This is a genomic window from Streptomyces sp. NPDC026394, from assembly GCF_055567735.1.
The window spans coordinates 31,689-50,475 of sequence record NZ_JBVHPX010000030.1 but is presented as its reverse complement, the minus strand read 5'-3'; the positions used below and the strand labels follow the sequence as shown (position 1 = coordinate 50,475).

The 18,787-nt window shown below is 72.9% G+C and carries 17 protein-coding genes; 14 read left to right on the top strand and 3 right to left on the bottom strand.

What is annotated here, in order from left to right; genetic code table 11:
- Positions 1-62 precede the first annotated feature (62 nt).
- Together ACZ4QV_RS38150 and ACZ4QV_RS38145 are read right to left on the bottom strand one after the other, a co-directional pair.
- Entirely contained in the window at positions 63-1,181 is a 1,119-nt protein-coding gene (locus ACZ4QV_RS38150; RefSeq protein ID WP_467764090.1) for an amidinotransferase, read from the bottom strand.
- A 169-nt stretch (positions 1,182-1,350) separates the two neighbouring features.
- A complete protein-coding gene (locus tag ACZ4QV_RS38145) occupies positions 1,351-1,860 on the bottom strand; it encodes an ATP-binding protein (RefSeq protein ID WP_361159168.1) in 510 nt (169 codons plus the stop codon).
- 197 nt (positions 1,861-2,057) lie between these two features.
- Here ACZ4QV_RS38145 and ACZ4QV_RS38140 point away from each other — a divergent pair, with 197 nt between their 5' ends.
- Complete coding sequence (locus tag ACZ4QV_RS38140) at positions 2,058-2,300, top strand: DUF397 domain-containing protein (RefSeq protein WP_361159171.1); 243 nt, start codon at positions 2,058-2,060, stop codon at positions 2,298-2,300.
- A gap of 90 nt (positions 2,301-2,390) precedes the next feature.
- Complete coding sequence (locus ACZ4QV_RS38135) at positions 2,391-3,305, top strand: helix-turn-helix domain-containing protein (protein WP_361159174.1); 915 nt, start codon at positions 2,391-2,393, stop codon at positions 3,303-3,305.
- Positions 3,306-3,405: 100 nt separating this feature from the next.
- Here the strand turns inward: ACZ4QV_RS38135 and ACZ4QV_RS38130 are convergent, their stop codons facing one another.
- Positions 3,406-4,221, bottom strand: coding sequence for an SAM-dependent methyltransferase (locus ACZ4QV_RS38130; protein WP_361159176.1), 816 nt, complete (start codon positions 4,219-4,221; stop codon positions 3,406-3,408).
- 536 nt (positions 4,222-4,757) lie between these two features.
- Here ACZ4QV_RS38130 and ACZ4QV_RS38125 point away from each other — a divergent pair.
- From ACZ4QV_RS38125 to ACZ4QV_RS38070, 12 genes are all read left to right on the top strand, one after another.
- Positions 4,758-5,765 carry a zinc-dependent alcohol dehydrogenase gene (locus tag ACZ4QV_RS38125; protein WP_361159179.1) on the top strand — a complete coding sequence of 336 codons (1,008 nt, stop codon included), beginning with the start codon at positions 4,758-4,760 and terminating at the stop codon, positions 5,763-5,765.
- Between the two features lie 55 nt (positions 5,766-5,820).
- A complete protein-coding gene (locus tag ACZ4QV_RS38120; RefSeq protein WP_361638243.1) occupies positions 5,821-7,095 on the top strand; it encodes a DegT/DnrJ/EryC1/StrS aminotransferase family protein in 1,275 nt (424 codons plus the stop codon).
- Positions 7,096-7,163: 68 nt separating this feature from the next.
- Positions 7,164-8,324, top strand: a complete 1,161-nt coding sequence (locus ACZ4QV_RS38115) for a 2-deoxy-scyllo-inosose synthase (RefSeq protein WP_361159184.1) — start codon at positions 7,164-7,166, stop codon at positions 8,322-8,324.
- Positions 8,325-8,394: 70 nt separating this feature from the next.
- Positions 8,395-9,642, top strand: a complete 1,248-nt coding sequence (locus ACZ4QV_RS38110) for a glycosyltransferase family 4 protein (RefSeq protein ID WP_361159187.1) — start codon at positions 8,395-8,397, stop codon at positions 9,640-9,642.
- Positions 9,639-11,453: an ABC transporter ATP-binding protein gene (locus tag ACZ4QV_RS38105; protein ID WP_361159189.1), complete on the top strand. Its 1,815-nt coding sequence runs from the start codon at positions 9,639-9,641 to the stop codon at positions 11,451-11,453. Before ACZ4QV_RS38110 ends, ACZ4QV_RS38105 begins: the two co-directional genes overlap by 4 nt.
- Positions 11,453-13,342: an ABC transporter ATP-binding protein gene (locus ACZ4QV_RS38100; protein WP_361882341.1), complete on the top strand. Its 1,890-nt coding sequence runs from the start codon at positions 11,453-11,455 to the stop codon at positions 13,340-13,342. The genes ACZ4QV_RS38105 and ACZ4QV_RS38100 overlap by 1 nt, the downstream gene beginning before the upstream one ends.
- A gap of 52 nt (positions 13,343-13,394) precedes the next feature.
- On the top strand, positions 13,395-15,035 hold the full coding sequence (locus ACZ4QV_RS38095) for a GMC family oxidoreductase (protein ID WP_361159195.1): 1,641 nt from the start codon (positions 13,395-13,397) through the stop codon (positions 15,033-15,035).
- Positions 15,036-15,059: 24 nt separating this feature from the next.
- The gene (locus ACZ4QV_RS38090; protein WP_361159198.1) at positions 15,060-15,956 is read left to right on the top strand and encodes a radical SAM family protein; all 897 of its coding nucleotides are present in this window, start codon (positions 15,060-15,062) and stop codon (positions 15,954-15,956) included.
- Positions 15,953-16,648, top strand: coding sequence for a histidine phosphatase family protein (locus ACZ4QV_RS38085; protein WP_361591026.1), 696 nt, complete (start codon positions 15,953-15,955; stop codon positions 16,646-16,648). The genes ACZ4QV_RS38090 and ACZ4QV_RS38085 overlap by 4 nt, the downstream gene beginning before the upstream one ends.
- Entirely contained in the window at positions 16,645-16,917 is a 273-nt protein-coding gene (locus ACZ4QV_RS38080) for a DUF6137 domain-containing protein (RefSeq protein WP_361159203.1), read from the top strand. The genes ACZ4QV_RS38085 and ACZ4QV_RS38080 overlap by 4 nt, the downstream gene beginning before the upstream one ends.
- A complete protein-coding gene (locus ACZ4QV_RS38075) occupies positions 16,910-18,019 on the top strand; it encodes a hypothetical protein (protein WP_467764089.1) in 1,110 nt (369 codons plus the stop codon). The genes ACZ4QV_RS38080 and ACZ4QV_RS38075 overlap by 8 nt, the downstream gene beginning before the upstream one ends.
- A gap of 4 nt (positions 18,020-18,023) precedes the next feature.
- Positions 18,024-18,785 (top strand): PIG-L deacetylase family protein, encoded by a 762-nt coding sequence (locus tag ACZ4QV_RS38070; RefSeq protein WP_467764088.1) that lies wholly within the window; start codon positions 18,024-18,026, stop codon positions 18,783-18,785.
- The last annotated feature ends 2 nt before the right edge of the window (positions 18,786-18,787 follow it).

The window sequence follows — 18,787 nt, the reverse complement described above, 5'->3', positions numbered from 1 at the left end:
CATGCAGGAGGCGGCTCCGGCGGGACGGCCGGGGTTGCCTCCTTCGCGGTGTGCGGCCGGGGTCAGACGTACGACTGGAGCGTGCCGCGCCGCCGGACGTCGAGGGTCGCGCAGTGGAACGACCCGCCGAACGGCGCGTAGTGCAGCAGGTCGCACGGGATGGGCTCGAATCCCCACTTCTCCAGCGCGCGCAGCATCCCGGTGTGGTGCCGTTCCGCGATCACCCGCTTCTCGTCGACCATGAGGACGTTCATGCTGAGCCACTTGCCGCACAGCGAGGTGAGTTTGAGCAGCCGGCCGTCGACCGGGGTGGGTTCCGGGGCGACCAGGACGTCCCACGAGGACAGCACGTCGGGCAGCCGGTCCACATCGACGTATTCGGGGTTGACCAGCACCTTGCCGGGTGCGAGCAGCACGAAGGTGGTGTCGATGTGCATCGGGGTGCGGCAGCGGCTCTCGATCTCGTGGATGCGGTAGCCGGGGCCGAGGTGGCGGCGCAGCCAGTCGATGCCCATCCGGTTGGTGACGTTGCTCCGGGTGACGAACAGGTCGCGTCCCGCGCGGACGAAGTCCGCCGCGTCGAACACCGGCTCGAACTCGGTGAGGATGTAGCGCATCGGCTCGCCCGCCTCGGGGACGCGGAACTCCGCGTCGAACAGTTCGTCCGTGAGCTGCGGTCTCGGCGCCGCCGTCCAGCGCGCGCCCCGCCGGAAGTAGTCCTTGACGACCGTGCGGTAGGAGTGCGACTCGAAGTACCGGCACGGCCAGGCCATCGGCGTCTCGATGATCTCGTCGCCGATCACCAGCAGGCTGTCGCGGGGGCAGGTGTTGCAGAATCCACGGGACGACCAGTCGGGGGTGCCGAAGCGCTGCCGGTGGTCGACCACGTCCGGGCGCCGGACGGTGACGTCGAGCGACTCCAGGAGGGCGATGAACCCGTCGAGTTCCCGCTGGGCCCGCTCGACCAGCACGCGGGGGTACTTGTAGCCGGCGGCGAGCCCTTGGAGGCGTGCCGCCCATGGCGGGATGTTGCAGGTCACGACCGGGTGGTGGGACGGGATCGTCGCGCCGTCGAGGCGGCCTACGACGATCTCCTCCAACGGGTCCCACTCGTTGTGGGAATTGACCGGCGGAGCCGGGCTCTCCTCGGTGTCGGGCGCCGCGGCCGAGGGGGCCGTCACCTCGCGTGGCCCACGGCCCGTGCGCGGGCGTCGCCGCCCGCCGCCGTCAGGACGCCGGGTGTCCGCACTGCCACCGCCATGCTCGACCGCCTTCGATCGTGGACGCCAGTTCCCCCCAAGTGAACGTGGGAGACAGGTTCGCGTCAACGAACAGGGCCGTGGCCGTCGCTCACCTCGTGGGCCGCGGGACCGGCAACTGGGCCCAGACCGTCTTGCCCGTGTGGTCCGGGCGGGTCCAGCCCCAGGACTCGCTGAGCCGGTCGATGATCCACAGGCCCCGTCCCTCCTCCGCCATGAGGTCCGGAGCCGCGAGGGCCGGGACGGCACGGCTGGAGTCGGAGACGGCGCACAGGACGCCGGCCTCCTGGTGCGCCAGTGCCAGCCAGGCCGCGCACACCAGGTCCGGCCGGGACTCTGCGGCGTCCGGGCCCCTGGGGGCGGCGTGGCGCAGGGCGTTGCCGGTAAGTTCCGAGACCACCAGGACCGCGTCCGAGACGACCGGCGCGCACACGCCCCACCCTTCGAGGGTGGCGGCGGTGAAACGGCGGGCTTCCGCGACGGCGCTGTAGGCGCCGCTGAGCGCGCACACGGCGAAGGCGTCGAGGCCGGTCGTCGGCTGTCCCTCCCCCGTTTCCTCGTGGCGCACGTCGTGCACGGTGGGTGCCGGATGTGTAGTCATCACGATCTCCGCCATGGGGCATTTCGGGGGCTGGGCCGCGCAGTTCAGGAGGGCTAATATCCTCGTCGGCCGCCTTCCGCTGCAAGTACATCTGCAATTGCAGCGGTAAGTACGGCCGCGTGGGGGCCCGTTTCACGCCACCGTACGTACGGGGCCGTACCGGGCGGAGCCAGATCGTCCAGTAAGGAGACAAGGGTATGGAGTCATTGCCCAACGGCATATGCGCCAGTGCCATCGAGGGTGCGGTGTGGCGCAAGAGTTCCCGCAGCAACCCCAACGGGAACTGTGTCGAGCTGGCCGTTCTCGCCGACGGCGGGGTGGCGGTACGCAACTCCCGGCACACGGGAGGGCCCGCACTGGTCTACACCCGTGACGAGATGGCGGCCTTCGTCCAGGGAGCCAAGGACGGCGATTTCGACGACCTGGCCGGGGCCGGCTGACGCATATGTCGGCTGGATAGTCACCTCCGCTGTACGAACAGTTGAGGCGATGGGACACTGAGCGTTCACCCGACCAACAGGGGAGTCACCATGGTCGCCGCGCAGCCGGGGCGCATCCCGCCCCCGCGCCGTCACATCGAACATCCCCGGGGCGGACCGACAGTCCTGCGGATCATTCTGGGAACGCAGTTGCGCCGGCTGCGAGAGGCGGCGGGCGTCACCCGTGAGGCGGCCGGCGACGCCATCCGCGGGTCACACGCCAAGATCAGCCGGCTGGAGCTGGGCCGCGTCGGCTGCAAGGAACGCGACGTGGCCGACCTGCTGACGCTCTACCGGGTCACGGACGAGCAGGAGCGCGCCGAGTTCCTGGCGCTGGCCCGCGGGACCAGCACACCCGGGTGGTGGCACCGCTACAACGACGTACTGCCCACGTGGTTCGAGACACTCATCGGCCTGGAGGAGGCCGCCTCCGTCATCCGCACCTACGAAGTGCAGTTCGTGCCCGGGCTGTTGCAGACGCCGGAGTACGCCCATGCGGTCTGCCGCCTCGGCAATCCGCAGGCGTCCAGGAAGGAGATCGAACGGCGGGTGGAACTGCGCCTGCGACGGCAGGCGCTGCTCACCGCGCCCGGCGCGCCCCGGGTGTGGGCGGTGCTGGACGAGGCGTCCCTGCGACGCCCGCTCGGCGGCCCGGACATCATGGCGGGCCAGTTGCGGCATCTGCTGGCCATGTCGCAGTTGCCCAACGTCACCGTGCAGGTCGCCCCGTTCCATCTCGGCGGGCACGCGGCGGCGGGCGGGCCGATCACGATTCTGCGCTTCCTGGAGCCGGACCTGCCGGACATCGTCTATCTGGAGCAACTGACCAGTGCGCTCTACCTGGACAAGCGCGACGACGTGGACCACTACCTCGCGGTGATGGACCGGCTCAGCGCCCAGGCCGAGTCCCCTCGCGGAACCCAGGCCATCCTGGAGGAGCTCATCGGGGGCTCGGAGGAGGACTGACCCGGACGGGGCACCGGGCGTCGACGGTGCCCCGGGCGGGGGCCGGGGCGGAAGAGGGCAGCGTCCCCGCCGGGAAGGCCGGGCGAAGACACCGTCGCCCCTACCGCTTGCGGGCGACCCCGCCGTACTCGATCCACTCCATGGTGAGCTGCTTGGGCCCGATGTCCGCGTCCGGCTTCCAGGTCGACACCTCCACCAGGCCCGGTTCGAGGACCTCCAACCCGTCCAGGAACGAGGCCAGTTCGGCCGCCGTGCGCACCCGGCCCCACTGGCCCTGGGTGCTGACCCGCATGAACTCGGTGACGAAGTCACGGGTTTCCTGGTCCTCGCTGACCAACTGGCACACGACCAGGAAGCTGCCCGGCACCAGGCGTTCCGCGACCCGCCTGATCAGGCCGGCGGGGTCGTCGTCGTCGGGGATGCAGTGCAGCACGGACACGAACAGCGCGGCCACCGGCTGGTCGAAGTCGATCAGCCGTTCCACCTCGGGGTGGCTCAGGATGCCTTCGGTGTCGCGCATGTCGGCCTGGATGACCGCGGTGTTGCGGTTCTCCTCCAGCAGCGCACGGCCGTGGGCCAGCACGATGGGGTCGTTGTCCACGTAGACCACCCGCGACTCCGGGGCGACCCGCTGGGCGACCTGGTGGACGTTGTCCTGGGTCGGCAGACCGGACCCGTGGTCGATGAACTGCCGTACGCCCTGCTCCTGTGCCAGCCAGTGGACCACCCGCCGAAGGAACCGGCGGTTGTTGACCGCCAGGACCCGCGTGCTCGGCACGACCTTGTCCAGCTCCTCGCACGCCTCGCGGTCCACGGCGTAGTTGTCCTTGCCGCCGAGGTAGTAGTCGTACATCCGCGCCACGCTCGGAACGCTGACGTCGACGGTGCCGGACTGTGGTCGCACTTCCTGGCTCATTCGCTGCTCTCCCGTCGCTCAGGCACCCCGCTGAGGCACCACGACCGGCCGTCTCACGGTGTGACCGTGCCGGTACGGCGTCCAACATACCCAGCTCGGGGCGGCTGTTGCAGGTGCACGGGCCCGGTCCGTCACGCACCGGGCCGACGGGCGGGGGTAACGGCCGGGCCGGTGACCAGGGCCGAACGGCCCCTCCTTCTCCTCCCGGTTTTCTTCGGAGCGTCTCCGGGCCGTACGGATCCGGCCGGTCCGGCTCCGGGGCGGCCGCGGGCGCGCGAGGCACCGGGACGTCCGGTCGGGAGGAGGAGCTGCGCCGGCACCGTTCCGCCCAGTCGGCACGGCGAGTTGACCGGCGGTCAGCGGGCGCCCACCGCCCGAACCAGGCGTCACCCACCCCATCGCCCGCTTTAGTTGACAAGCGCCCCACAACCTGGCGTACGCTCCCCGGGCACTTCATTCGCTGGAGCGGACGCTACTCGTGACGCCCGGCATCCGCCCGGTCCCGTGACACGGAGGTCTGCACGATGAAAGCCTTGATGTTCAAAGCTCCCCTGCAGGCCGTGCTCACCGAGCGCGACGTGCCGGAGCCCGCGCCCGGCGAGGCGCTCGTACGGCTCGCCTACAACTCGATCTGCGGCAGCGACCTCTCCTTCTACAAGGGGGTCTGGCACGGCTTCACCTACCCCGTGGTGCCGGGGCACGAGTGGAGCGGAACCGTGGTCGAGGCCGGCGGGGCCGCCGCCGACCTGGTCGGCCAGAACGTGGTCGGCGACCTCACCGTCGCCTGCGGAAGCTGCCGGCACTGCACCGTCGGCAAGCCCACCCTCTGCGCCGACCTGCAAGAACTCGGGTTCACCCGGGACGGCGCGTGCGCCGAGTACATGACCGTGCCGACGGGCAACCTGCACCGGCTGCCCGAGGGCCTCTCGCTGCGCGAGGCCTCCCAGGTGGAACCCCTCGCCGTGGCGCTGAACGCGGTCGACCGGCTCGCGGTCACGGCCGGCGAGAAGGTGGCGATCACCGGCGCCGGCGGCATCGGCCTGCTGCTCGCCCAGGCCGTACGGCTGCGCGGCGGCGAAGTCACCGTCCTCGCCGAGCCGGTGACCGAGCGGCGCCAGGCGGCCCACGCGCTGGGGGTGCCGCACACCGTCGGCGGCGACCCCGGCGAGCTGGTCGGGTTCGTCGAGAAGCACCCCGAGCTGACTCCGGACGTGGTGCTGGAGGCGTCCGGCTACCCCCTCGCCGTGCAGGAAGCGGTGGAGGCTGTCCGCTCTGGCGGACGCATCGGTCTGATCGGCTACCGCATCGAGGAAGCCGCGCCGATGGCCCCCCACCACATCGTGGTGAAGGTCCTCTCCCTCCAGGCATCGATGGGACCGGGGGACCGGTTCGGCGAGGCCATCGAGCTGCTGGCCGCCGGGGCGGTCGACGTGGACGCGCTGCTGAGCCACGAGTTCGGCCTGGCCGACCACGCCCGGGCGCTGGACGTGGCGCTGCGCCGCGCCGACGGCAACACCCGCTCGTACTTCAACCTCCGCGCCTGACCGCCCGGCCGTTCTCCCCCACTCCCCCAGCCCCGTGCTCAGGAAGGACGATCAGATGACCCGGTCCCTGGCCGTGCAAGGCGGCAGTCCGGTACGTACCCGCCCCTGGCCCCTGTGGCCGCAGCCGGCTCCCGGCGCGGTCCGGGCGCTGGAGGGGGTGCTCACCTCCGGCCGCTGGTCGATCAGCGGCCCCTACCGGGGCGCCGCGTCCCAGGAGCGGCGCTTCGCGCAGGCGTTCGCCGCGTACAACGGGGTCGAGCACTGCGTACCCGCGGCCAGCGGCACCGCCAGCCTGATGCTCGCCATGGAGGCGTGCGGCATCGGCGCCGGCGACGAGGTCATCGTCCCCGGGCTGTCCTGGGTGGCGTCCGGTTCGACCGTGCTCGGCATCAACGCGGTCCCGGTCTTCTGCGACGTGGACCCCGACACGCTGTGCCTGGACCCCGCCGCCGTGGAGAGCGCGCTGACCGAACGCACCAAGGCGATCGTCGTCGTCCACCTGTACTCGGCGGTCGCCGCCATGGACGCGCTGCGCGCCCTGGCCGACCGGCACGGGCTGCCGCTGCTGGAGGACTGCGCGCAGGCGCACGGCGCGGAGTACCGCGGCGTCAAGGTCGGCGCGCTGGCCACCGCCGGGACCTTCAGCATGCAGCACAGCAAGGTGCTCACCAGCGGTGAGGGCGGCGCCGTCATCACCCGGGACGCGGAGTTCGCGCGCCGGGTGGAGCACCTGCGCGCCGACGGGCGCTGCCTGGCCGGGCAGCCCGTCGGCGACGGGCGGATGGAGCTGGTGGAGACCGGTGAACTGATGGGTTCGAACCGGTGTGTGTCGGAGTTCCAGGCGGCACTGCTCGTCGAGCAGCTCGGGGTGCTGGACGAGCAGAACGAGCGGCGGCGGCGCAACGCCGCGCTCCTGGACAAGCTGCTGGCCGACGCCGGTTACCGGCCGCAGACGACGTCCGAGGGCACCAGTACCCGTACGTACTACACCTACGCCGCCCGGCTGCCCGAGGGCGAGCTGACCCACGTGGACGCGGCGGCCGTCGCCGAGGCGCTCACCGCCGAACTCGGCTTCCCCGTCGCCCCGTGCTACGCGCCGATCACCCGCAACCGCCTGTACGACCCCAGGAGCCGTGGCCGCTTCGCGCTGGGTGTCCAGCACGAGAGCCGTATCGATCCCAAGCGCTTCGAGCTGCCCGTGTGCGAGGAAGCGGCCCGGCGCACCGTCACCGTGCACCACGCCGCCCTGCTCGGGGACGAGAACGACATGCATGACATCGCGACGGCCTTCGGCAAGGTCGTGCGGCACGGCGCCCTGCTGACCGGCTGAAGGCGGCGGGCCGCAGCCGGCCCGCCCGAGCAACCGTCCCGCGACCCGCCCACGAAATCGGGGAGACCATGCACGTCACGGCCATCACCATGGAAGACACCAGCTTTCCCTACCGGCTCGGTACCGAGTGCGCCGAGGAGATCGTCGCGCGCCTCGGCGCCCGCGCGGCCAGCCGCTACCTCGTGGTGTGCGACACCACGGTGGCCGCGCTCTACGGACGCGACCTGGTCGCCCGGCTGGAGAAGGACGCCGGTCCCGCCGTCCTGCTGACCCACCCGGCGGGCGAGGTCCACAAGCGCATCGGCACCGTCGGCGACCTCGCCGAGCAGGCCCTGGCCGAGGGCGCCGACCGGCGCAGCGTCGTGGTGGCGCTGGGCGGCGGCATCACCGGCAACATCGCCGGGCTGCTGGCCTCCCTGCTGTTCCGCGGCATCACCCTGGTGCACGTGCCCACCACCGTGGTGGCGATGCTGGACTCGGTGCTGTCGCTGAAGCAGGCGGTCAACGCGAGTTTCGGCAAGAACCTCGTCGGCACCTTCTACCAGCCGGCCGAGGTGCTCGCCGACACGGCGATGCTGCGCACGCTCCCGGCGCGGGAACTGCGGTCGGGCATGGGCGAGGTGGTCAAGAACGCGCTGGCCATCCGCCCGTCGATGATCGAGCGGCTCTCCGCGGAGCTGCGGCCGGACGCGCACTACGAGGACGGCGCGATGCGGTGGATCATCGAGGAGAGCGTGGCCGCCAAGGCGCAGGTGACCGGTGCGGACAAGCACGAGCGCCGGGACGGTCTGGTGCTGGAGTACGGGCACACCACCGGGCACGCCATCGAGCACGCCGCGCGGGGTGAGGTCGCGCACGGCGCGGGGGTGGCCATCGGGATGATCGTGGCCGCCGAGGTGTCCCGGCTGCTCGGGCACGCCTCCGGTGACCTGGTCGGTCTGCACCGCGAACTGGTCGCCAAGGCAGGTCTGGAGGGGTCCGTCCCGGCACTGGTGGACCCGGCGGACGTCAAGAACTGGCTGACCTACGACAACAAGCGCGGCTATCTGCCCTGCCCGCCCGCCTCCACCCCGATGGTGCTGCTGTCCGCTCCCGGCCAGGTGCTGCGCAGCGGCCCGCTGCCGCTGGTGCCCGTGCCGCTGGAGCTGCTGGGCCGCGCCGTCGACGCGCTGGCGGCACCCGCCGGGCAGTCGGCCGGCGCGGAGCGCCTGTCCCCCGCCCCGGCTTGACCTGCGGCAGGCCAACGCCCCCGTCCCTGTTCCCGCCGTCCGTTCCGTCCCGTGTGGAGTTCTAGTGCGTGTGCTGCGGCTGACCCCGTTCTTCCACCACGACCAGGTCGAGAGCTGGCCCGCCGAGTACGACGCCGTCGGCGGGATGCAGGTGCAGATCCTGCGGCTGTCGCGTGAGCTGGCGGCGCGCGGCGTCGAGCAGCAGGTGCTGACCGTCGGCTTCCCCGGCCTGCCGAAGCGGCGTCTGGACCGGCCGGGGCTGGTGGTGCGGGTGACCCGCGCGCCGCTGCCCCCGATCCGGTCGCAGCTCACCGGGCTCGTCGGCCTCAACCAGGCATGGCTGGCCGGGGCGTTGGCCGCCTGTGTGCGGCTGCGCCGGCGGTGGCGTCCCGACCTGATCCATGTGCATGCCGACGGGCAGTTGTGGGCACTGCTGGCCGGGCCGCTGGCGGCCCGGGTGATGGGTGTGCCGTACTGCCTGACGCTGCACTGTTCACGGCTGTCGGTCTACGAGCCGATGTCCCGGGTCGACCACTTCCAGCACCGGCTGGTGCGCGCCGTCGAAAGTCACGCGGTGCGGCGCGCGGCCCGGGTGTCCGCCCTGACCTCCCGTACCGCGGGTGTCGTCGCCCGGGCCCTGTCGATGGACCCCGCGTCCATCGACATCGTGCCCGACTCGGTAGGCGACCTGTCGCCCCGGCCCGCCGGGGAGGTGGCCGGGCTGCGGCGTTCGCTGGAGATCGCGGACGGGACCGCCCTGGTCGGTTACGTGGGGCGGGTGGCGCACGAGAAGGGGTGGCGGGACTTCGTCGCCCTGGCCCGCCGTTGGCAGTCGCTGCCGGGGACACCGCCCGCGGTATTCCTGGTGGTCGGGGACGGGCCGCAGCGCGAGCGGATGGGCAAGGCCGTCGCCGACGCGGGGCTGACCGACCGGTTCCGCTTCACCGGCTTCCTGCCGCACGCCGACATCCCGGCGGTGATGACCGCGCTGGACGTGCTGGTCATGCCGTCGGCCCACGAGGAGCTGGGCGGCAGCGCCATCGAGGCCATGATGTGCGGCACGCCGGTCGCCGGTTACTCGGTGGGCGGGCTGCGGGAGACCGTGGGCACGGTCACGCCGGGTCTCCTGGTGCCGCGCGGGGACGTGGCCGCCCTCACCGACGCCGTACGCGGCGTCGTGGAGGAGCCCGCGGGCCCCCGGGGGCGGGTGACCGGTGCCCGGGAGCGGCTGCGTACGGCGTACGGCAGCGGGTCGGCCACCGACCGGGCGCTGGAGCACTACGCCCATGCGCTGCGTGCCGCGGGAAGCGCGCGATGAGCGCCCCGCCCGCCCGTACCGGGTCGCTGTGGCGCTGTGCCCGCCATCTCCGGCCGCACCGCTGGCTGATGGCGGGGGCCTGCGCCGCCGCCCTCGGCTCGATGCTCGCCGGGCTGTCCATGCCGCTGGTCCTCCAGCGGCTGGTGGACGGTCCCGTCGCGCACAAGGACATGGCGGCGCTGCCGTGGACCCTCATCGGCTTCACGGTGCTGGGGTGCCTGGAGGCCGTACTGCTGGGGGCCCGCCGGCTGCTGGTCGTCCGGCCGTCGACACGGCTGGAGACGACGCTGCGGGCGGACCTGTTCCGCCATGTGCAGCGGCTGCCCTCCTCGTTCCACACCCGTTGGAGTTCGGGGCAGTTGCTGTCCCGAACGGTTTCCGACATCGCCGAGCTGGGCCGGTTCTTCGCGTTCTCCGCGGTGTATCTGCTGGTCAACACGGCGGCGTTGGTGGCGGGCCTGGCCGTGCTGGCATATCTGTCGCCGTTCCTCGCGCTGATCGTGCTGGTGACGTATCTGCCGATGGTGCTCGCCACCATCCTCTTCGAGAAGCGCTTCCACGTGGCGGCCCGCTCCGCGCAGGACCAGAGCGGTGATCTCACCACCACCGTGGAGGAGTCGGTGCTGGGCATCCGCGTGCTGAAGGCGTTCGGCCGCGGCCCGGAGACCGTACGCCGCTACACCGCGCAGGCCCGCGCGCTGCGCCGTACCGAACTGCGCAAGATCTCCCTGACCGCCGCCCTGTGGTGGCTGATCACCGCCCTGCCCGAGGTGGGCATCGTCGCCCTGATGGGATTCGGCGGCTACGGCACCGCCACCGGCAGTCTGACCCTGGGCACCCTGATGGCGGCGATCACCGTCGCCACCTACCTGCGCTGGCCCGCCGACACACTGGGCTGGCTGATCGCCGACGCCAGCACCGCGGCGTCCGCCGCCGACCGGTACTGGCAGCTACGGGACGTCCCGCTCGCCGTGCGCGAACCGGCCGCCCCCCGCCCGCTGGCGAGTCCGGTGCGCGGCGAGCTGCGCGTCGAGGACGTGCACTACCGGCTGCCGGACGCCGGCGAAGCGGTACTGCGCGGCATCGACCTCACGGTGCGCCCCGGCACCACCCTCGCCCTCGTCGGTGCCACCGGCTCGGGCAAGTCCACCCTCGTCTCGCTGCTGTCCCGGCTGGACGACCCCACCCACGGCCGGATCACGCTGGACGGCACCGATCTGCGCGATCTCTCCCTGGACGCGCTGCGTTCGGTGGTGACCTGCGCGTTCGACGATCCCGTGCTGTTCTCGGGGACCGTACGGGACAACGTCGCCCTCGGCCTGCCCCCCGAGGAGCGCGACGACGCCCGGATCTGGGAGGCACTGCGGCTGGCGCACGCCGCCGACTTCGTCGCGGCCCTGCCCGACCAGCTCGCCACCCGGGTCGGCGAGGAGGGGGTGGGCCTGTCCGGCGGGCAGCGGCAGCGGCTGGCGCTCGCCCGCGCCGTACTGCCCCGCCCCGCCGTCCTGGTCCTGGACAACGCGCTGTCCGCGCTCGACGTGCACACCGAGCGGGAGGTGGAGGCGGCGTTGCGCACCGTGATGGCGAACGTCACCACCGTCCTCGTCGCCCACCGTCCGGCCACCCTGCGCGCGGCGGACCGGGTCGCGCTGATCGCCGACGGGCGGGTGGCCGCGACCGGCACCCACGACGAACTCATGGCCACCGACCGGCGCTACCGCCACCTGCTGCGGTCCCCGGTCAACGACCTGGTGCCGGACGGGCCGCAGGGCCCGCCGTCCCCGGACCCCGCACGGAAGGTACGCGCCTGATGCCCGAGGACCGGCAGGAGAACGACCCGGCCGCCCCGCTGTCGGGCGCCCCCGGGCCGGACGTGGACCGCGCGGCGGACGAGGCCGACGGCAGGCCGGACGACCGGCGGCTGCGGGAGCGCCGCAACCAGTTGCTGCGCACCCTGCTCGCGCCCGAGCGACGCCGGCTGACCCGCGCCGTCGCCCTGGCGCTGCTGGAGAACGTCTGCGCGCTCGTCACCCCGCTGCTGATCGCCGCCGCCATCGACCGGGGCGTGCCCGCGGCGGCGGACGGCCGCTGGGGTCCGCTGACCGCCTACGCGGCTCTCGCGCTGACGGCCGGGACGGCCACCGCCACCCTGCGGTACGGCTTCCTGCGCTACTCCGGGAACATCGCGCAGACCCTGCTGTTCCGGCTGCGCTGCCGCACCTTCGCGCACGCCGTGCGGCTGCCGCTGTCCTACCACGAGTCCGCGCCCTCGGGCAGCGTCGTCGCCCGGCTCTCCAGCGACGTGGAGTCGGTCGAGGAGGTGCTGGAGATGGGCCTGGACGGCCTGTTCTCCGCCCTGTTCTCGATGGTCGGGACGGTGGCCGTGATGCTCTGGCTCGACCTGCCGATGGCCGCCGTCGTGCTCGCCCTGTTCGTCCCGCTGTACCTGCTCACCCGCTGGTTCCGGGACCGCTCGCGCCGCGCCTACCGGCGCACCCGGGGCGCCACCGAGCGGATCGTGCAGCACACCGGCGAGACGTACAACGGCATCCGCGCCGTGCAGGCGTTCCGCAAGGAGGACGAGAACACCGCGCGGCTGCGGGAGACGGACGCCGCCTACGCCACGGCGCGGGCCGCCTCGGGACGGGTCAGTGCCTGCTTCAGCGGCGGCGTCAAGCTGATCGGCAACCTCTCGCTGGCCCTGCTGCTGGCCCTCGGCGCGTTCCGTATCGCGAGCGGCCATCTCGAAGCGGGCGCGCTGACCGCGTTCCTGCTCTACGTGCACCGGCTGTACGACCCGATCGACGAACTCGCCTCGTTCGCCAACGCGTTCTCCGCCGCCTCGGCCGGACTGGAGCGGATCGGCGTCCTCTTCCACGCGCCCGACGCGCTGCCCGAGCCCGCCGACCCCAGGCCGCTGCCCGCGGTGTCCGCCCCCGGCCGCGTCCGCTTCGAGGACGTGCGCTTCCGCTACGGCGCCGCCTCCCCGCACGTACTGGCCGGGCTGGACCTGGACCTCGCGCCCGCGGAGACCGTGGCCCTGGTCGGCACGACCGGGGCGGGCAAGTCGACGCTGGCCAAGCTGCTGGCGCGGCTGTACGACCCGACGGGCGGCCGGATCACCCTGGACGGGGCCGACCTGCGCGAGGTGGCCGACGCCGAACTGCGCTCCGCCGTCTGCATGGTCACCCAGGAACCGTTCCTCTTCTCCGGTTCCGTGGCGGACAACATCGCCCTGGGCCGGCCGGACGCCACCCGCGAGGACATCGTCGCGGCGGCCGAGGCCGTCGGCGCGCACGGTTTCGTCAGCGCGCTGCCGGAGGGGTACGACAGCGACGTCCACAAGCGCGGCGCCGGTCTGTCGGCCGGCCAGCGGCAACTCGTCGCGCTGGCCCGGGTGATGCTGGCCGCGCCCCGCGTCCTGATCCTCGACGAGGCCACCTCCAGCATGGACGCCCCCACCGAGCGGGCCGTGCACACGGCCCTGCACCGGGTGCTGGCCGGCCGCACCGCCCTGATCATCGCCCACAGCCTGACCACGGCCGCCATCGCCGACCGGGTGCTGGTCCTGGAGAACGGCGTGGTCGTGGAGGACGGGCCGCCGGCCGTACTGGCGGCGGGCGACGGGCCGTTCGCGGGCCTGTACCGCGGCTGGCTGTCCGCGACCGACGGGCGCACCCACCACCCCGCGCACCACTGACCGCCGCCGATCACCGACCGCCGCCCATCACCGACCGAAAGGCAAGCACGCCATGGAGCACCTACGGGGACCCTCGCCGCTGGCGAATCCCGGCGCCCGGCACCCGGAACTCCTGGGGCCCGCGCACCGCGACGGTTTCGGCGACGAGGCCGCGGACCGCGTGTGGGACGTCTGCGTCATCGGCAGCGGGGCGAGCGGGGCCGTCGCCGCGGACCGGCTGGTCCGTCAGGGGCTCGACGTCCTGATGGTCGAGGAGGGCTTCCGGCTCGCCGAGCACGTGGACCTCGACGAGGCCGAGACCCTGTGCCGGCAGGCCGTCGCCCGTGACGACGAGGGCAACTGGACCGACGAGGGCTGGCCGTGGACCACCTCCAACCTCGGCGGCGGCACCGTCTTCTACGGCGGTGCCTCGTTCCGCTACCAGCCCTTCGACTTCGACCCGGGCACCCGCATCGACACCGGCACCACCGAAGTGCGCTGGCCGTACACCCTCGCGGAACTGGCGCCCTACTACGAGGTGCTGGAGCGGCGCCTGGGGGTGTGCGGCGGCCCGCCGGCCGAGGGCGCGAACGGCGCGCGGCACAGCCGCGGCCCCGCCCACGAGCCGTCCGCCGCCGCGCGGGTGCTGTACACGGCCGGTGAGTCGCTGGGCTACCGGCCCTTCCCCACGCCGCTGGCCATCAACCGTGACCCGTACCAGGGCCGCGCCGGATGCGACCGGGTCTCGCTGTGCGTCAGCCACGCGTGCCCCACCGGCGCCAAGGGTGATGTCGTCGCGGTCTTCCTGGCGCCGCTGGCCGCCCACCCCAACTTCACGCTGCGCACCGGCGTCCGCGCCGTGCGCCTGGAGCAGGACCGCACCGGGGAGGTCTCCGCGCTGCGCTGCCTGGACCGGGTGAGCGGGCAGTCGAGGGGGGTGCGCGCCCGCGCGTTCGTCCTGGCGTGCAACGCGATCCAGACGGCGGCCCTGCTGCTGCGGTCCCGTACGACGTACTCCCCCACCGGTGTCGGCAACCACTCCGGCATGGTGGGGCGGGGCCTGTGCGTCAAGCTGAGCGAGTACGTCAGCGGTGTCGTGCGGGCCGCGCCGGAGGTCCTGGCGGACCCGGACGTCCACAAGGGCCCGTTCTCCACCGTGGCGTTCCTGGACCACTACCTGGACGAGGACTGCCCCACGGGGGTGGGCGGCCTGATCTACGAGTCCAAGCGGGACCGGGCGCCCAAGCTCGTCCGGGACGCGCTGGAACTGCGGATCGAGACGATCCTGTCCGACCACCCCAACCTGGACAACCGCGTCGGACTGTCCCGCCACGTCGACGAGGACGGCCTGCCCGCCGTCGTCCTCGACTACCGCACCGACCCGCGCGACCAGGCCCGGCTGCGCTACATGACCGGACGCTGCGAGCGGCTGCTGCGCGCCGCCGGGGCGGGCGGCATCCGCCGCAAGGCCACCGGTTTCGCGCAGGGCAGCTCCCATCTGCACGGCACCTGCCGGGCCGGTGACGACCCGGCCCGTTCGGTGGTGGACGGCTGGGGCCGGGTGCACTCGGCGGACAACGTCTACGTCGTCGACGGCAGCTTCATGCCGTACCCCGGCGGCCTCAACCCCACTCTGACCATCCAGGCCCACGCCCTGCGCACCAGCAAGGCCGTCGCTTCCGAGCTGGCGGCACCGCGCGCCGCCCATGTGTGAACCGTACGAGAGGACACCCCGATCATGACCACCGTGCAATGGCCGCCGCGTACCCGGCGCGTCCGCGCCTACCGCAACATCGTCATCGACGGCGCCTGCAACCTGCGCTGCACCTACTGCGAAGTCAAGGCGATCAAGGTCGACCAGCCGGCCACCAACGCCTCGCTTGACCGGATCTTCGCCGAGTACGAACAGGACAACGTGCTGTTCCGGGTGGAGTCCAACGGTGAGATCTGCCTCTACCCGAAGATCCTGGACCACCTCCAGCAGCGCGCCGCCGAGGGCTGGCAGATCGAGGTGCTGAGCAACGGCACCCGCCTGCCGCGGTGCCTGGCGGGCCGGGAGAACCTGATGTGGGTCTTCTCCGTCGACGGCCACACCGCCCGGATGAACGACAAGCGCGGCCTGAGCCAGGAACAGGTGGACCGCATCATCGACACGGCGGTGGAGCTGGACGCCGAACTCCAGGCGGTCTACCACGACCAGACCATCGACGAGGTGAACGCCTTCATCGACCTGCTGTCCGCCCGCGGCTACAAGGGCCTGCTGCACTTCATGCCGCTGCTCGCCTTCAAGGGGCAGCCGCTGGAGGTCAACCTGCGCTACGAGGACCTGCACCCGGCGGAGTTCCTCGCCCCGCCGGAGTACTTCCGGCGCTGGAACCACATCTTCGAGACGGGCAAGCGCGACGCGGTCTGCGACCAGATCACCAACGGCTACAACTACTCGGTGGCCGACGACAAGATCCAGATGGTCAAGTGCGACTGCTACTCGGTGCCAAAGCACCTGTACCACGACTTCGGCCCCGTCCGGGAGTTCGACAACTGGCCGTGCGGCACCTGCATCGCCAACCAGGAGTTCAACAGCTCCCGGCCGCGCATGCTGGCGCCCGAGGGCCGCATCCCGCTGCCCCTCGTATGACGGGCGGCACCGGTACGCCCGTCACCCGGCGGTTCCTGCTCGTACGGCACGCCCAGGCCGAGGTCAACGTCCTGGCGGACGACGACCTGATGGCGGGGTACGACCCCGACGCGGACCTCACGCCGCTCGGGCGGGAACAGGCGCGGGCGCTGGCCGGGCACCTGGCCGGGGACCGCGCGTCCTGGCCGGGCCCGGCCGGGCCGGGCGGTTACCGGCTCCGCACCAGCCCGCTGCGGCGGGCCGTGCGCACCGCGGAGGCGCTGGCCGGTGCGCTGGGGCTGACGGCCGTCAGCGACGCGCGGCTGGCCGAGGTGCGGGCGCCGCGCAGGTTCCCGCGCCCGCTGGCGGTGCGGGAGTGGGACGCCCTGCTGGAGGAGCGGCTGCGGCACCCGGAGCGGGAGTTCGCCGGGGTGGAGAGCTGGGCGGCGCAGCGCGCCCGCGCCCGGGAGTTCCTGCGCGAGTGCCTGTCCGGCCCGCCGGCGGCGGGCTTCGTGCTCGTCTCGCACGCCGAGACGATCCAGGCGCTGCTGATGGAACTGCTGGACCTCGGCGACGGGATGCTGCGCTCGGCCCGCTTCAAGGTCAGCAACACCGGCGTCTTCATCGTGGACCGAACCCTGGACGGAACGGAGGAGCCATGCAGTTCCCTGGTGGTGGCCAACTCGAAGAGCCACCTGGCCCGCACGGCGTGACGGGCGCCCCGCTCGCCGGCGCGGCCGGGGACCGCGTCCGGTTGCTGGTGGTCAAGTGCCTCAGCGACGAGACCGGTGAGGACGCCGACGCGATCGTCGCCCGTGGCCACCTCGACGTGGGCGACCGCGACTACGCCAACATCGTCAACCGGCTGGAGTCGTACTTCGACTGTTCGCTGGACCTGCTGGCCGGCGGCAACCGGCGGCTCGTCGTGGACGACCTGTGCGCCCGGCTCGGCCTGCTGCCCTTGGAGGCGGTCCATGTCTGAGCCGCCGGCCGCAGCCCTGGACGCGCCGCTGGACCCGCCGGGTCCGCTCCGCGCGCTGCTGGAGATCTACGACGAGGGTTTCACCTGCGACACCTGGGGCGGGGTGGAGACCGCCCTGTGGCACCTGGCCGAAGGGCTGCGGGAGCACGGTGTCGAGGCGGAGTTCTACCGCTCCACGGAGGGCGCCGACCTCGGCGCGCTGGCCGGGCGGGTGGTGCGGGAACGGGTGGACGCGGTGTTTCCGCTGGTGGAGAGCCCGTTGTTCGCGGGCGGAGCGGGCACCGGGGACGGGGCCGGCGCGGCGGCGGACGAGGAGCGGCCGGACGTGCGGGAGCTGCGGCGTCGCGTGGTGCGCATCTGGCACGACGTGAGCCGCCTGTCGCCCGGCCTGGCCACCCCGGCGCCCTGCCCGGTGCACAGGCCCGGCGCGGCCGCCCCGTCCGGCGGGGTCTGCACGGCGGCGGGAGTGTTCCCCGACGGCCCGGCGCGGGAGGTGTTCCTGCGCGACCTGCCGTGGACCCGCTGTTTCGGCTCCCGTACGTACATTCCGTGGGCCGTCGACCATCTGCCGCCGGCGGATCTGCGCGACCCGTTCGGCCCGGTGCTGCTCCAGCTCGGCAAGACCTCCGTGGACCAGGCCCGGGTGTGCCTGGATCGGCTCACCGGCGCCGGGCTGCCGGTCCGCGTGGTGTTCGCGACCTGGTCGAAGGAGGGGCGGGCCGCGCGCGAACTGGTCGCGCCGTACGCCGCGTCCGGCACGGTCGAGGTGCTGGACTCCTACGACATCCGCACCGAGTGGAAGCGGGTGTACGCGGGGGCGCGGCTGTTCGTGCTGCCCTCCGTCTTCCACGAGACGTTCAACTTCGCGGCGGCGGAAGCGCTCCAGCTCGGCCTGCCGGTCGCCACACTCGGCGACTGCGGGGCCCTGGCCGGCTTCGCGTCGCTGCGGGCGGAGACGGTGGCGGAGCTGATGGACGCGGTCGTCGCGCGCGGCGAGTCGGTCCGTCCGGCGCGGCGTCCGTGGACCGGCTGGCGCGAGGTCGCCCACCGGTACGCGACGCTCATCGCCGCACCGCGCCGCGCGCCGGCGTCGGGGGTGTGAGGCCGTGACCGGTCTGATCGAGGAACTCCGGGACCACACCACGCTGTGGATCTCGCCCCACCCCGACGACGTGGCCTACTCCTGCGGCGGTGTGCTGGCCGCGTGCGCGGGTTCCGCGCCGGGGCTGCTGCTGACCGTCTTCACCCGGTCCGCGTGGGCGCTGCCCAAGCGGCTGCGGGCCGCGGGCCCCGGGGTGATCAGCGCCCGCCGTGCGGAGGAGGAGCGGCGTTACTGCCGGGCACGCGGCCTGGCGCGATACGTACCGCTGGACTTCGACGACGCGAGCCTGCGCGGCTACGACGACGACACGGAGCTGACGGCGGACCCGGCCGCCGACCCGCTGCGCGACCGGATCGCCGAGGCCGTGGCGGTGGCGGTGGCCGAGCTGCGCCCCACCCTGGTGCTCGCCCCGGCGGCCGTGGGCGGGCACGTGGACCACCGGCTGGTGCACGAGGCCGTACGGCGGTCGGCCGGTGACGGCGTGCGGCGGCTGTACTACGAGGACCTGCCCTACGCCGCGCACCATCCGCGCGCCGCCACGGAGAAGGCGCTGGGCGCGGAGGGGCTGTCCCTGTACGCCGTCACCGGCATCGGGTCCGTCCTCCAGGACAAGGTGCGCGGCATGTACATCTACGGCTGCCAGACCGACGACGAGTGCGTCCAGGAGGTGACCGGGTACGCCCGTGCGGCGGCCGGTCCCGGGGACGGCACCCACGTGGAGCGGGTGTGGGCGCCGTCGCCGTCCGCGGCCGGCCGGGCCGGATGAGC